Annotated in this window: 12 protein-coding genes; 5 read left to right on the top strand and 7 right to left on the bottom strand. The window is 66.1% G+C overall.

Annotated elements, in window-relative coordinates; all coding sequences use genetic code 11:
- Positions 1-26: 26 nt before the first annotated feature.
- Genes fabZ through ACSQ23_RS14685 form a run of 4 tightly spaced genes read left to right on the top strand, consistent with a single transcriptional unit; the run spans position 27 to position 3226 of the window.
- Positions 27-464 (top strand): 3-hydroxyacyl-ACP dehydratase FabZ, encoded by a 438-nt coding sequence (gene fabZ, locus ACSQ23_RS14700; RefSeq protein WP_055881562.1) that lies wholly within the window; start codon positions 27-29, stop codon positions 462-464.
- Positions 461-1270 carry an acyl-ACP--UDP-N-acetylglucosamine O-acyltransferase gene (gene lpxA / locus ACSQ23_RS14695; RefSeq protein ID WP_055996620.1) on the top strand — a complete coding sequence of 270 codons (810 nt, stop codon included), beginning with the start codon at positions 461-463 and terminating at the stop codon, positions 1268-1270. The genes fabZ and lpxA overlap by 4 nt, the downstream gene beginning before the upstream one ends.
- Positions 1270-2088: a UDP-2,3-diacylglucosamine diphosphatase LpxI domain-containing protein gene (gene lpxI, locus ACSQ23_RS14690; protein ID WP_055996615.1), complete on the top strand. Its 819-nt coding sequence runs from the start codon at positions 1270-1272 to the stop codon at positions 2086-2088. The genes lpxA and lpxI overlap by 1 nt, the downstream gene beginning before the upstream one ends.
- Positions 2081-3226, top strand: a complete 1146-nt coding sequence (locus ACSQ23_RS14685) for a lipid-A-disaccharide synthase (protein WP_055996612.1) — start codon at positions 2081-2083, stop codon at positions 3224-3226. Before lpxI ends, ACSQ23_RS14685 begins: the two co-directional genes overlap by 8 nt.
- Here the strand turns inward: ACSQ23_RS14685 and ACSQ23_RS14680 are convergent.
- The gene (locus ACSQ23_RS14680) at positions 3202-4494 is read right to left on the bottom strand and encodes a citrate synthase (RefSeq protein WP_055881552.1); all 1293 of its coding nucleotides are present in this window, start codon (positions 4492-4494) and stop codon (positions 3202-3204) included. The two genes, ACSQ23_RS14685 and ACSQ23_RS14680, sit on opposite strands and share 25 nt — an antisense overlap.
- Before the next feature lie 157 nt (positions 4495-4651).
- The gene (gltX, locus tag ACSQ23_RS14675) at positions 4652-6067 is read right to left on the bottom strand and encodes a glutamate--tRNA ligase (RefSeq protein WP_055996609.1); all 1416 of its coding nucleotides are present in this window, start codon (positions 6065-6067) and stop codon (positions 4652-4654) included.
- A 140-nt stretch (positions 6068-6207) separates the two neighbouring features.
- On the opposite strand from gltX, the gene ACSQ23_RS14670 reads away from it, so the two are divergent.
- On the top strand, positions 6208-8343 hold the full coding sequence (locus ACSQ23_RS14670) for a ComEC/Rec2 family competence protein (RefSeq protein WP_055996606.1): 2136 nt from the start codon (positions 6208-6210) through the stop codon (positions 8341-8343).
- Here the strand turns inward: ACSQ23_RS14670 and ACSQ23_RS14665 are convergent.
- The 5 genes from ACSQ23_RS14665 to lexA form a co-directional block, all read right to left on the bottom strand.
- Positions 8312-10270 carry a beta-galactosidase gene (locus ACSQ23_RS14665; RefSeq protein ID WP_436091058.1) on the bottom strand — a complete coding sequence of 653 codons (1959 nt, stop codon included), beginning with the start codon at positions 10268-10270 and terminating at the stop codon, positions 8312-8314. The genes ACSQ23_RS14670 and ACSQ23_RS14665 overlap by 32 nt on opposite strands.
- A gap of 7 nt (positions 10271-10277) precedes the next feature.
- A complete protein-coding gene (locus tag ACSQ23_RS14660) occupies positions 10278-11150 on the bottom strand; it encodes an SMP-30/gluconolactonase/LRE family protein (protein ID WP_055996600.1) in 873 nt (290 codons plus the stop codon).
- Positions 11147-11758 carry a 2-dehydro-3-deoxy-6-phosphogalactonate aldolase gene (locus ACSQ23_RS14655; protein ID WP_055996597.1) on the bottom strand — a complete coding sequence of 204 codons (612 nt, stop codon included), beginning with the start codon at positions 11756-11758 and terminating at the stop codon, positions 11147-11149. Before ACSQ23_RS14655 ends, ACSQ23_RS14660 begins: the two co-directional genes overlap by 4 nt.
- Positions 11759-11761: 3 nt before the next feature.
- Positions 11762-12667, bottom strand: a complete 906-nt coding sequence (locus tag ACSQ23_RS14650; RefSeq protein ID WP_055996594.1) for a 2-dehydro-3-deoxygalactonokinase — start codon at positions 12665-12667, stop codon at positions 11762-11764.
- A 271-nt stretch (positions 12668-12938) separates the two neighbouring features.
- Positions 12939-13661, bottom strand: a complete 723-nt coding sequence (gene lexA, locus ACSQ23_RS14645; RefSeq protein ID WP_055881535.1) for a transcriptional repressor LexA — start codon at positions 13659-13661, stop codon at positions 12939-12941.
- Positions 13662-13663: the final 2 nt, after the last annotated feature.

Raw genomic sequence — 13663 nt, 5'->3', positions numbered from 1 at the left:
CGAGTGAGACGAGAGAACTCTCCTCGATGGACATCGGTCGGATCCTTCAGGTTCTGCCCCATCGCTACCCGTTCCTGCTGATCGACCGAATCATCGAGGTCGACGGCGACAATTCGGGTATCGGCATCAAGAACGTCACGTTCAACGAGCCGATCTTCCAGGGCCACTTCCCCGGCGAGCCGGTGTTCCCCGGTGTGCTGATCATCGAGGGCATGGCGCAGACGGCGGGCGCCATGGCAATCGCGGCGGGCGCGGCCGGCGGGATGAAGCACATCGTCTACCTGCTGACGATCGACAAGTGCAAATTCCGCAAGCCCGCGAGGCCGGGCGATCAGATCGAGTATCATATCAGGAAGCTGCGCCGGCGGATGACCATGGGCTGGTTCGAGGCCAAGGCGATCGTCGACGGTGTCGTCATTGCCGAGGCCGAGGTCGGCGCCATGGTGAGCCCCAGCGAGCAATGACCATCCACCCTTCTGCGATCGTTGAGCCAGGTGCCAGGATCGGCACCGGCGTCAAGGTGGGGCCGTTCTGTGTGGTCGGTAGCGACGTGACGCTGGAGGACGGCGTCGAGCTGATCTCGCATGCCGTGGTCACCGGCCGCACCAGTGTGGGCGCCCGCACGGTGGTGTTTCCGTTCGCGTCGGTCGGACACCGCCCCCAGGATCTCAAGTATGCGGGCGAACCATCGACGCTGTCGATCGGCACCGACTGCGTCATCCGCGAGCACGTCACCATCAACCCGGGTACGGCCGGCGGCGGGATGAAGACGGTTATCGGCAACCACTGCCTGCTGATGATCGGCGTGCATATCGGGCACGACTGCATCCTCGGTGATCACATCGTGCTGTCCAACAACACCGGCATCGCCGGTCACTGCGTGATCGACGATTACGTCATCATGAGCGGTCACTCGGGCTCGGCACAGTTCGTCCATATCGGCGCGCATGCCTTCATCGGCGGCATGACCAAGGTCGAAAAGGACGTGATCCCCTACGGCACCGTGCTGGGCAATCCGGCGGCACTGTCCGGCGTCAATATCGTCGGCCTGAAACGTCGTGGTTTCGACCGCGAGGCGATCCATCGGCTGCGCACGGCCTATCGGATGATCTTTTCCAGCGAAGGTACGCTGCGCGAGCGGGTCGACGATGCGTCCGCCATGTTCCCCGACGAAGAGCTGGTGCAGGACGTGGTGAAGTTCGTCGCCGCGGCCGAGCGCCCGCTGACGCTGCCGGGCAACCTGCCGATCAACGTGCCGGGCGAGGAATGATGCCTCGCCGGCTCTCCGTCCTTGCCGGATCGGGAGCCCTTGTCTCCCACGTCGTCGAGGCCGCGCTGGCGGCCGGCGATGTCGTGCAGGTGGTCGGCTTTGCACCGCAGCCGGAACGCCCGGGGGTGCCGCTCGCGGCTGGCAGCCTGACCAACCCGGCCGCCGCCATCGCGGCGATCGTCGCCTTCAAGGCGACTCACGTGGTGCTCGCCGGCGCGCTGATGATTTCGGACCGCGATCGCGAAGCGTTGGCCGGCTTCGCCGGCGGCGCGCCTGGTGCGGCTCAGGGTGACGCCGCTCTGTCGTCGGTCACGGCGTCCATCGAGAAGTTCTCCGGCGCCAAGGTGATCGGCGTGCATGAGGTGGCGGCTGATATTCTGGCGGACGCAGGCCAGATCGCCGGTCGGTTGCCAACGGACGCCGAGCTGGCCGCGGCGCGTCAGGGTCTGGCCGCAGCACGGGAGGTCGGCCGGCTCGACCTTGGACAAGCCGTGGTGGTCGCGGGCCGGCGCGTCGTCGCCGCGGAGGACGTCGGCGGGACTGACGAGCTGCTGGTGCGGGTGGCAGCGCACCGCGCCGCCGGCCGGATTGGCAATGGCACCGGGCCGCTCGTCCTCGCCAAGGCTGCCAAGCCGCAGCAGCCGCTCTATGTCGATCTGCCGGCGATCGGCCCCGACACCATCGCCAATGCGGCCACAGCCGGGATCGAGGTAATTGCCGTCGAAGCGGGCAGGGCACTGGTGCTCGACCGGCCAAGCCTTGTCGCAGCGGCCGAGCGGCACGGCATCGCGGTCATCGGCCTCAGCATCGATGGCTGAGCCGCTGCGCCTGTTTGTCCTCGCCGGAGAAGCCTCGGGCGATCGCATTGGCGCGGACCTGGTCCAACGGCTTCGCCGGCGGACAGAGCTCTCTCTCAACGGCATTGGCGGAACGGAGCTCGAGGCCGAGGGGCTGGTGAGCCTCTTTCCCATGGAGAACCTCTCCGTTATGGGCTGGAGCGACGTGCTGCGTCGATTGCCGCTGCTGCTGTGGCGGGTGCGGCAGACGGCCAGTGCCATCATCAAACAGCGTCCGGATGTGGTCGTCCTCATCGACTCGCAGGTGTTCGTGCAGGCGGTTGCGAAACGTGTGCGCCGCGCCGGGGTGCGTGTGCCGATGCTGCTCTATGTCGCCCCCAGCGTCTGGGCCTGGCGACCGGAACGCGCCGCCGAGCTCAAGCCGCTGTTCGACGAGGTGCTGGCGGTGCTGCCGTTCGAACCCAAGGTGATGGCGGAACTGGGCGGGCCGCCCACCAGCTATGTTGGTCATCCTGCGCTCGCACGCTTCCCGATACGGCCGGCACAACCGGAGCGTGGTCCGCTGCTGCTCTTGCCCGGAAGCCGCGAGGGTGAGCTGCGCCGGCACCTGCCGCTGATGCGCGAAGCGGCGACATTGCTGCAGGCGCACCCGCGGGTTAGCGGCTTCATCATGCCGACCCTGTCGTCGCTGACCGGCCGCCTCAGGGCCGAAGTCGCGACGTGGCCGGTACCGGTCGAGGTGGTTGCCGGCGAAGGCCGTGGCGCCGCCTTTGCAGTCGCCTATGCCGCCTTTGCGGTCAGCGGCACCATCACTTTCGAGCTCGCCATGTCGGGCGTGCCCATGGTCGTCACCTATGTCGCCGATCCGCAGCAGGCCAAGCGCGCCGCGAAGATTGGCCGCCCGGTACAGATCGCGCTGCCTAACATCGTCCTCGGGCGCGAGGTAGTGCCGGAACTGCAGTTCGTTGATCCCAGGGCAGGGCGCTCACTGGCGCCGCTCGGCGCGCTGCTGGACGATCCAGACGCGATCGCGGCGCAGGTCGCCGCCTTCCATGAGCTTCGCGCCCTGATGCAGAAAGGGGCGCCCGAGGCGCCCCTTGTCGATCCCGCCGAGCGGGTGTTGGCTTGTGCCAATCAACGGCTGCTGATCGGCTCGTAATCGCGAACCGGTGCGCCGTTGTAGAGCTGGCGCGGGCGGCCGATCTTCTTCTGCGGGTCGGCGATCATTTCCTTCCACTGCGCGATCCAGCCGACGGTGCGGCTGAGCGCGAAGATGGCGGTGAACATCGAGGTCGGGAAGCCGATCGCATCGAGGATGATGCCCGAATAGAAGTCGACGTTCGGGTAGAGCTTGCGATCGATGAAGTACTGGTCGGAGAGCGCGATCTTCTCGAGTTCCTTGGCCACCTGCAGGGTCGGCGACAGGTTGTCGGCGCCGAGCTGGGCCAGAACCTCGTTGGCGGCCTGCTGCATCACCTTGGCGCGCGGATCGTAGTTCTTGTAGACGCGGTGGCCAAAACCCATCAGCCGGAAGCCCGAGTTCTTGTCCTTGGCCTTGGCGATGAACTCCGGGATGCGATCCACGGTGCCGATCTGCTTGAGCATGTTGAGCGCCGCTTCGTTGGCGCCGCCGTGTGCGGGGCCCCAGAGGCAGGCCACGCCCGCCGCGATACAGGCGAACGGGTTGGCGTCTGACGAGCCGGCAAGCCGCACGGTCGAGGTCGAGGCGTTCTGCTCGTGGTCGGCGTGCAGCGTGAAGATCAGGTCCATGGCACGCGCCACGACCGGGTTCACCACAAAATCCTCGGCCGGAACCGAGAAGCACATGCGGAGGAAATTCGAAGCGTAATCGAGGTCGTTGCGCGGGTACACGAAGGGCTGGCCGACCGAGTACTTGTAGGCCATGGCGACGATCGTCGGGATCTTGGCGATCATGCGGATCGAAGCGATCTCGCGCTGCTCGGGATCATTGATGTCGATCGAGTCGTGGTAGAAGGCGGCCATGGCGCCGACCACGCCACAGACGATGGCCATCGGGTGCGCATCGCGACGGAAGCCACGATAGAAATAGTGCATCTGCTCGTGCACCATGGTGTGACGCGTGACGCGCTGCTCGAAATCGGCCATCTGCGCCTTGTTGGGCAACTCGCCGTAGAGCAGCAGGTAGCAGACCTCGAGGTAGTTCGACTTTTCGGCCAGCTGCTCGATCGGGTAGCCCCGATACATCAGTTCGCCCTTGTCGCCGTCGATGTAGGTGATGGCGCTGTCGGTCGCAGCGGTAGAGGTGAAGCCCGGGTCATAAGTGAACATGCCGGTCTTGGCGTAGAGTGAGCGGATATCGATGACATCCGGCCCAACCGAGCCCGAAAGCACCGGGAACTCGAAAGTCTGATCCCCGATGGTGAGTTTGGCGACGGTATCGCTCATCTTCGCACTCCTTGATGGCCTTCAATGGCCCGCGGAAGGTGGGAGCGGGCAGGCCGTATGGTCGTTTAGAGGCAGGTTCGGCTGGCGTAGCTCATATACCCCAGCACTGCAACAGGTGGGTGAACACCGCTGACCTAATCACTTTTCCCAATATGCATCAGCCGGCCTGATCACCGAGCCGGGCCAGCGTTTCGTCGCGCCCGATCAGTACCATGACCTCGAAAATGCCTGGCGAAACCGTGCGTCCGGTGAGCGCGGCGCGCAGCGGCTGCGCCACCTTGCCGAGCTTCAGCCCACGGGCTTCGGCAAAGGCGCGGGCGGCCGCGTCGATGGCTTCGACCGACCAGTCGTTGAGCCCCTTCAGGATATCGGCAAAGGCCCCGACATTGGCTCGGGCGTCGGGGGTCAGCTGGTCGGCCGCCGAGGCATCGATGGTGAGCGGGCGGACGGCGTAAATGAACTGCGCCAGGTCAATCAGCTCGAGCACCGTCTTGGCGCGTGGCTGCAGCTCGGGCAGGGCGGCGAGCACCGTCTCACTGTTGGCCGCAAGGCCATCCATGTCGAACACCCGGTTCAGCTCGGTCGCCGTTTCCAGCATCACCTCATAGAGCCGCTCGGGCGTCGCCTGGCGGATGTAATGGCCGTTGATGTTCTCGAGCTTGACGAAGTCGAAGCGCGCGGCGCCCTTGTTGAGGGCCTCGAGGGTGAACCACTCGACCATCTGCGCGGTCGAAAACAGCTCTTCGTCACCGTGGCTCCAGCCGAGGCGGGCGAGATAGTTGCGCAGTGCCTCAGGCAGATAGCCCAGCTGCCGGTAGGCTTCGACGCCGAGCGCGCCGTGGCGCTTGGAGAGCTTCGCGCCATCCGGGCCGTGGATCAGCGGGATGTGCGACATCTCCGGCACCGACCAGCCCATGCCGTTGTAGATGACGATCTGGCGGGCGGCATTGGTCAGGTGATCGTCGCCGCGGATGATGTGGGTGACGCCCATGTCGTGGTCGTCGACCACGACGGCCAGCATGTAGGTCGGAGTGCCGTCGGAGCGCAGGATGATGAAATCGTCAAGGTTCTCGGCCTTGAACACCACCTCGCCCTGCACATGATCCTGCACGCGGATCTCGCCGGACTGCGGCGCCTTGATGCGGATGACAGGCGCAACGCCAGCCGGGGCTTCCGCCGGATCGCGATCGCGCCAGTAGCCGTTGTAGCGCGGCGGCAGGCCGTTGGCCCGCGCGGTCTCGCGCATCTCGGCCAACTCCTCGGGCGAGCAGTAGCAATAGTAGGCCTGGCCACGCGCCAGCAGTTCGTTGGCGATCTCGGCGTGCCGGGCGGCCCGGGAGAACTGCATGAATGGCTCGCCATCCCAATCCAGCCCCAGCCATCTCAGCCCCTCGAAGATCGCCTTGACGGCGCCCTCGGTCGAACGTTCGCGATCGGTATCCTCGATGCGCAGCAGCATCTTGCCGCCGGTGTGGCGCGCAAAGGCCCAGTTGAACAGGGCAGTGCGGGCCCCGCCGATATGGAGATAGCCGGTGGGCGAGGGAGCAAAGCGGGTGACGACTGGGGTAGCCATGGGTCGGTGAAACATCCCGGAGAATTGGCGTTTGGCGGTGTGTAAGCACCCCGGGGCCGAAGCGCAAGCGCGGCAGTTGGCATGGCGGCACCACCCGGTTAGCATTACTGCCGCGATCGGGCGGAGCGGGGGCTCGGCGAATGACCGTGACTGTCGGAAAGGCGGTGGCTGAGCGGCTGGTTCCGGCGCGGGCCGAACCGGCGTTGCCGTCGCCGCTGCCGGCCAGGCTGCGGCCTCGTGTGACACTCTGGCAAGGCTTCCGCACCAGCGTTGCAACGGCCCTCGAACACCGACGGCTGTTTCTGCTCTGGCCTTATGCCATCATCGCCGGCCTCATGGTTTCGCTGGTGGCGCCGACTGAGCCCGAGCCCTGGGTACTTGGGCTCATCGCTTCTGCGATCGCCATCGGGCTGCTTTTCTCTCGCGGCCACACGGTTGTCTTTCGCGCCCTGACCCTCGCCGGTGCGTTCTGGGTTGGCATCTCGCTGCTCTCCATCCACGCGGCCTTGTTCGGCACGACAATGCTGGCCCGGCCGGCCTACGGCACCTATGAGATGCGCGTCGACGAGATTGTGTCGGAGCTCGAGAGCGGGACACGGGTCATCGTCTCGGCGATCACCCCGCAGGGAACGTCGCGGACCGTGCCGATGCGGCGTGCCCGGATCGTCATTGCCGATGGACCATCGCTGGCTCCGGGCGACATCATTCGCGCGCCGGTGCGGTTCTACGCGGTGCCCGGTCCGGTGGTTCCGAATGGCTTCGATAGCCAGTTCCACGCCTTCTTCGATGGGGTCGGCGCCTATGGCAACGCCACCGGACCGGTCGAGCGGGTATCGACCGGCAGCAACTCGGCGCCGGAACGGGTGATCGACGGCATCCGCCGCGGCATCGCCGCGCGCATCGACGTCGACCTCAGGCAGCCGACCGCCGGCATCGCGCGCGCCCTGATCACCGGCGACCAGAGCGCGGTGCCCGACGAGGCGCGCGAGACCATGGCCGCGGCCGGGCTGGCGCATGTGCTGTCGGTTTCCGGGCTGCACCTGACGATCGTCGCGGGACTGGTGCTGGTGACGCTGCGAGGCGGCCTGGCGCTGGTGAGCGGCATCCACCGGTTCGTTTCGGTCAAGCGCGTTGCTGCGGCGGGCGCCGTGGTCGCAGCGCTCGCCTATTTCGCCATTTCGGGTGGCAATGTTGCGGCGCTGCGCTCGACGATCATGCTGGTGCTGGTGCTCGGCGCTATCGTGTTCGGTCGGCGCGCGCTCACTATGCGCAATGTCGCCATCGCGGCGCTGATCGTCATCGCCACTGATCCCGCCAGCGTGTTCCGGCCGAGCTTCCAGCTGTCGTTCGCGGCAGTCGTGGCACTGATCGGCGCGTGGGAGCTGATGCGGCCGCCGGAGGGACGAGAGAAATCCCTACTGGCGCGCACCGGCGGATATCTGTGGGGCATCGTGCTGACCAGCCTGATCGCCGGGGCTGCGACGCTGCTGTTCTCCGTCTACCACTTCCAGCAGACCTCGCCGCTCGGCGTGCTGGGCAACCTGTTCACGCTGCCGCTGGTCGGCTTCGTGATGATGCCCTTCGCGGTGTTGGCAACGCTTGCCATGCCGTTCGGTTGGGAGGCTCCTTTCCTTGCCGTGATGGGGTGGTCGATCGACCGGATGCTCGATCTTGGCGGGCTGGTGGCCAGCTGGAGTTCGGGCCTCGATGCCAGTCCATTGCTGGCGCCCGTTGCCCTGCTGATGGGGCTCGCAACGCTTGCCTGGTTCACGTTCCTCTCGACCTGGCACCGGCTGATCGCGCCCGTGCTGCTGGTGCCGGCTGTTCTGCTGTTCGCCGTTGATCGTCCGCCTGATGTCCTTATCGCCGACACCACGCAGGCGGTGGCTTTGCGGGGCGACGCGGGCCTGCAGCTTGTGGCGGGTAAAGCCGACAGCTTTGCCGTCGGAGTGTGGCGCGAGACCTATGGCGAGGTCATTGAACCCGGCGCGCTGCTCAGCTGCGACAGTATCGGCTGCTTTGGCGCCAGCAGCCGGGGCTTCACCGTGACGATCGTGCGGGACCCGGCCGGCTTCTACGAGGATTGCGGCATGGCCGATCTGCTGATCGCCCGCCGGGCCGTCCCAGCCAACTGCGCGGCCGATACGGTGATCGACGCAGCTGCGCTGGCCCGCGGCGGGGTGCAGTGGCTGCGCTGGGATGAAGCGCGGGGCGGTTTCGAAATCCGCCCCGCTATTCCGCAACTCAGCCGGCCGTGGCGAGCAACGCTACCGTGACCCCGGCCGCTTCGATCTGGGCGCCGCCCAGCACATAGCCCTTCTCGTCGGGCGCCGCAGTCAGGTTTGCCACAGTGTCGCCGTAGTTAAAGTAAACGCGCCATTTACCTCTGGTGCGGCAGCGCACGCCGGCGGGGAGGTTGAGCGTCGGAACATCCGCTTCGGTGAGCAGGTGATCGACGATCCGCTGCATCAGGGCGCGATCACCGCTGGCTGCCAGGTAATTGAGCTTTCCCTGTGCCACCAGCACCGGGAAATCCTCTTCGTCCTCGATGACGATCTCAGCCCGGGTGTCGAGCCGCTCCCGCCAATGGCCGACGGCGCCGCCACCCTTGACCGAAACAGTCCGGCGCGGATCGGTGCTGTCGACGCGCGCCACCTTTGCGTCGAGGAGGTTCTGCGGCAGGTCCGGACCAAGGCCGGTGGGGATAGAGAAGTTCTCGGTCTTCGAGCCGGAGCGCGGGCCGATCAGCAGGTGGCCGTCAAAATTCTCGATGGCGGTGCGGAGCTGGTCGTTCCAGGCGAACAGCGCCGGGATCACCACCAGGTCATAACCAGAGAAATCGGTGGTCGAAGGCGGCAGGATATCGACGTCGACGCCACGCTTGCGCAGCGGCACATAGACGTTGCGGACATGCTGGTGGTGCGAGAACCCCTTGGCCTGCGGCTGGATCCGCCATGCCCATTCGCTCTGGTAATCGTAGACGATGGCGACGCGACCCTTGTTGGCCACCCCATCGATGCCGAGCCGCTTGAGTTCCTCTGCGACTTGCTTGGCCTCGTGGTAGGCCGGGGCCGGCTGGCTATCGGGACGCAAGAGGCCGGCATGCATCTGCTCCTGCGCGAATGGCGCCTGCCGCCAGCGGAAGTACGACACCACCTCAGCGCCGTGCGCGAAGGCTTCCCAGGCCCACAGGCGAGCCATGCCGGGCAGGGGATCGGGGTTGTACTCGGCCCAGTTCACCGGACCGGGTTGCTGCTCCATGATCCACCAGCGGCCATGGCCGACGGCACGGTAGATGTCGTGCTGCAGGCCCTGCGCGTCCGGCTCGCCCTGGCGGAAATACGCGGCTTTCACCTCGTCGGATTCATTGGAAACCGCGAGATGGCCGATCGGGTAGGAGTCCCAGCTCGCCACATCGAGCGTCTCGGCCACTTCGTAGTGATCGAACTCGGTGAAGCGGCCCATGAAGTTGTGGATCACCGGCAGATCGGGACGTGCGGCTTTCATCAGGTCGTACTGCGTCTTGTTGAACGCAGCGACCTGCGCGGAGGAGTAGCGGCGGAAATCGAGACAGGCTGCCGGCGCGGCCTCGGTCACCGTCAGGTTCGGCGGGTCGATTTGCTCGAAGTTGTTGTACTCCATCGACCAGAACACGTTGCCCCAGGCGGCGTTCAGCGCATCGATGGACTTGTACTTGTCTTTCAGCCAGAGCCGGAAACCAAGCGCGGCGGCTTTGGAGTAGGAGTGCACGGTGTCGTGGCAGCCATACTCGTTGTCGGTCTGCCAGCCGGCGAGCGCCTGGTGCTGGCCGACCTGGTCGATCAGCAGCCGGGTAATGCGGGCGCACTCACGCCGATAGCCCAGATGCGAGAAGTCGTAGTGTCGCCGCGAACCAAAGCCGCGCGGCCGGCCATCACGGTCGACCGCCAGCATGTCGGGCATCTTGTCGAGCAGCCAGCGCGGCGGCGTGGCCGTGGGCGTGCCGACGATGACCTTCAGGCCATGCTTGCCGAGCACATCCATGGCAGCCACCAGCCAGCCGAAGTCCATCTCGTTCGGCCTGGGCTCGAGCCGCGACCAGGCGAACTCGCCGATGCGGACATACTGGATGCCGATTTCCGCCATGCGGCGCGCGTCATCCTCCCACCATTCGACGGGCCAGTGTTCGGGGTAGTAGCAGACGCCGACAGCGGGAAAAGACACGTGAAACTCAGAGCTTGAGGAAGGGTTCGGCGATACCGGGCACGTCGAGCGCCACGGCGAAGACGCTGCCCGCATGCGGCTCGCGTTCGATCTCTGCGGGCGTCATGTGTTCGCGCGCCGTGGTGATGTAGAGGGTCTTGAGGTCGTTGCCGCCAAAGGCCGGGCAGCTCACCTGGCTGACGCCGGGCACCTCGACCACCTTGTCGAGCTTGCCGTCGGGCGAGATGCGGATGACCTTGCCGCCGCCCCAGCGGGCATTCCACAGACAGCCCTCGGAGTCGACCACCGAGCCATCGGCGCCGCCAGGGCCGTCCATGGTGAAGAAGTCTTCCCACGGCCCGACCGGCAGGCCGGTCTCCGGGTCGGTGGCGCATTTGACGATCATCTTGCCGGCGTCCGTGAAGTAGGCGGTGCGGCCGTCGGGCGAAAAGCAGATCGAGTTGGGGATGCGGATGTTCTCGATCACCTTGGTGGTCTGCCCGGCCCGGTACTGGTAGACGCCGCCGACTCCCGCTTCGGCTTTGCGGCCCATGGTGCCGATCCAGAAACCACCGGTGCGGTCGACGCGGCTGTCATTGGTGCGGTTGGTCGGAACATCGCCGTCGATCTCGGCGATCACCGAGGTCGTGTCGGTCAAGAAGTCGTAGCGGAGCAGGGCGCCCGACTGGGCGATTGCAAGGCTCTGCTTGTCGATCACCGCGCCGGCGCTGACGGTGTCCTTGAAGGTGATGCGGTCGACGATGTGGCCATCGGTTCCGGCGCTCAGCATGGTCTGGTTGAGGATATCGAACCAGAACAGGCGCTCGAGCAGCGGGTGCCAGAACGGGCCTTCGCCCAGCTCGCAGCGGCTATCGACAAAGAGCTCGGCCTTGGTGTTCATCGCGGTTTTCCCTGGTCATAGGCAGCGACGGCCGCGGTGGCGCGCAATGCCACATCCGCGGCGGACATGCCGGGCTTGAAAATGTAGGTGCCGAGACCGAAGCCGGCGCAGCCGGCGGCGAAGTACTCGGTGAAATTATCGGGATTGGCGCCCCCGACGGCGTAAAGCGGAATGTCGGGTGGCAGTACGGCCTTCATCGCCTTGATGCCCTTGGGGCCCAGCACTTCGGCCGGAAAGAACTTGAGGCCCGTGGCGCCCGAGCGGATGGCGTTGAAGGCGTCGGTGGGCGAGAAGACGCCCGGATACGAGGTCATGCCACGCTCGATGGTGGCGCCGATCACCGCCGGGTTGGTATCTGGCGAGACGACGAACTGCCCCCCGGCATCAGCAACGGCATCGACGTCGGCGCGGCTCAGCACGGTGCCGGCGCCGATCAGCGCCCGGCCCTCGAACACCTTGGCGGCATCCTCGATGGAGCGCAGCGCCTCCGGCGAGTTCAGCGGCACCTCGATCATGGTGATGCCGGCGAGCACCAGGGCGTCGCAGACTTCGAGGGTTTCATGAGGGGTGATGCCGCGAAGGATCGCGATGATGTGTCGGTGGGTCATGGTCTATGCCTGTCTTGCAGCCTTGAGGCCGGCGAGGGTGGCGTCGGTTGCATCGATAATGCGGGTGCTGGCGCCCAGCCGGGCGAAGGCCATCTGGTAGAGCCCGCAAAGGCCGACGCTGCCGACCAAGGGGATCTCGGCTTCGCCGATCCAATCGCGCTGGCCGCCGATTTCAGCGCCGATGAGCAGACCCGAGAGGAACCCGGCGCACCATGGTGCGCTGCGTCCTGAGAGGAGCGAGCCGGCGCGAACCTTGAACAGCGTCGCAGTCAGCCGTTCGGGACGTTCCAGCCCCTGATCGAGGCCGGCTTCGAAGCCGCGCTCCCGATCTTCGCCTTCGAGTTCGCCACCCAGCGAGTGACGCAGTACCGAGTGGGTGCGCAGCAGTTCGAAAATCTCGCCGGTCATGGCGCTCGAGAAGCGCTCGAGCCTGGTGCCAGAAAGCAGCGCCCATTTGCTGTGGGTGCCGGGCATCACCGCCAGACCGGAGAAGCCCGGGAGCAACGATGACAGGCCCAGCAACTGGGTTTCCTCGCCGCGCATCACGTCCTCGGCGCCGACATCACGCAGGCAGACGCCGGGAAGAATGCGGGGGTTGAGCGGACCGGGCATGTCGGGCGCCACCGCGCCTTGAACGAGGCGACCAAGCTCGGCCGGCGCGTCGAGATAGGGGGCCTCGATCCAGCCCTGGCGGGCACCGGCCATGCCGCAGATCAGCACGTCTTCGACATCCTCGGCGACACCGCTGAGCAGCGAGGTCAGCACATCGGGGTATTGTTCGCGGCTGAGGCGACCCATGCCATCCGGCGACGAGCGCGCGAAGGCGATCTCGCCGGCGGCGTCGATGCCCCATGCGCGCAGATTGGAAGTGCCCCAATCAACGGCGACCCATTCGACCTCTGCTGCCAAAACCTTCTCCCTGGCGCTGCACGTTTGCTGCGCACCGCCATGCCGCTAAAGCGCGATCGGGAAGGTTGTCCACTCTCCTGGTACGATCGCGACGGCCATTTGCATGGCGGCGCTGCCCGAGGATGCCCGAAGCCTCCCTTGGCGGCGCGGACCGTAACGTCTTTGCCGGCCCGGCCCTAGTGCAAATATCGGCGGGGAGGTTCGGTTTCATAAGAAAAAGGGCCGGCAAGGCTGCCGGCCCAGGGACCCGATTGGCGGTGGGGTCAATACGTCAGTATTTGCGCAGCAGGCCCACCAGCCGGCCCTGCACCTTCACCCGGTCAGGCGGGAAGATGCGGGTCTCGTAGGCCGGGTTGGCCGCTTCGAGCGCAACGGAGTTGCCGCGGCGGCGAAGCCGCTTCAGCGTCGCTTCCTCGTCATCGACTAGGGCGACCACGATCTCGCCAGTCGAAGCGGCGTCCTGCTTCTTGATCAGCACGGTGTCGCCATCGAAGATGCCGGCGTCGATCATCGAGTCGCCGCGGACTTCCAGTGCATAGTGCTCACCAGGCCCCAGCATTTCAGGCGGCACCATGATGGAGTGGCTGTGGGTCTGGATCGCTTCGATCGGCGTGCCTGCCGCGATGCGGCCCATTACCGGGATCGTCACCGCCCGATAGGAGTCGGCATTGACCACCGGTGCCGAGGGGCGGGCCGGAGGCGCCGACACCTTGCCGAGGTTACCCTCGATGACCGAGGGCTCGAAGCGGGCCTTGCGACCACCGAGCGAGGGGTTCATCGAATCCGGCAGCTTGATCACCTCGAGCGCGCGGGCCCGATTGGGCAAACGCCGGATGAAGCCACGCTCTTCCAGCGCGGTGATCAATCGATGGATGCCGGACTTGCTTCTCAGGTCGAGCGCGTCCTTCATCTCGTCGAACGAGGGTGGGATGCCGGACTCTTTCATCCGCTCGTGGATGAACATCAGCAGTTCGTGTTGCTTGCGCGTAAGCATGG

This window comes from Devosia sp. LjRoot16 (genome assembly GCF_964252795.1).
Classification (GTDB): Bacteria; Pseudomonadota; Alphaproteobacteria; order Rhizobiales; family Devosiaceae; genus Devosia_A.
The sequence above is the reverse complement of the archived record's forward strand: the minus strand, read 5'-3'. Positions and strand labels throughout refer to the sequence as shown.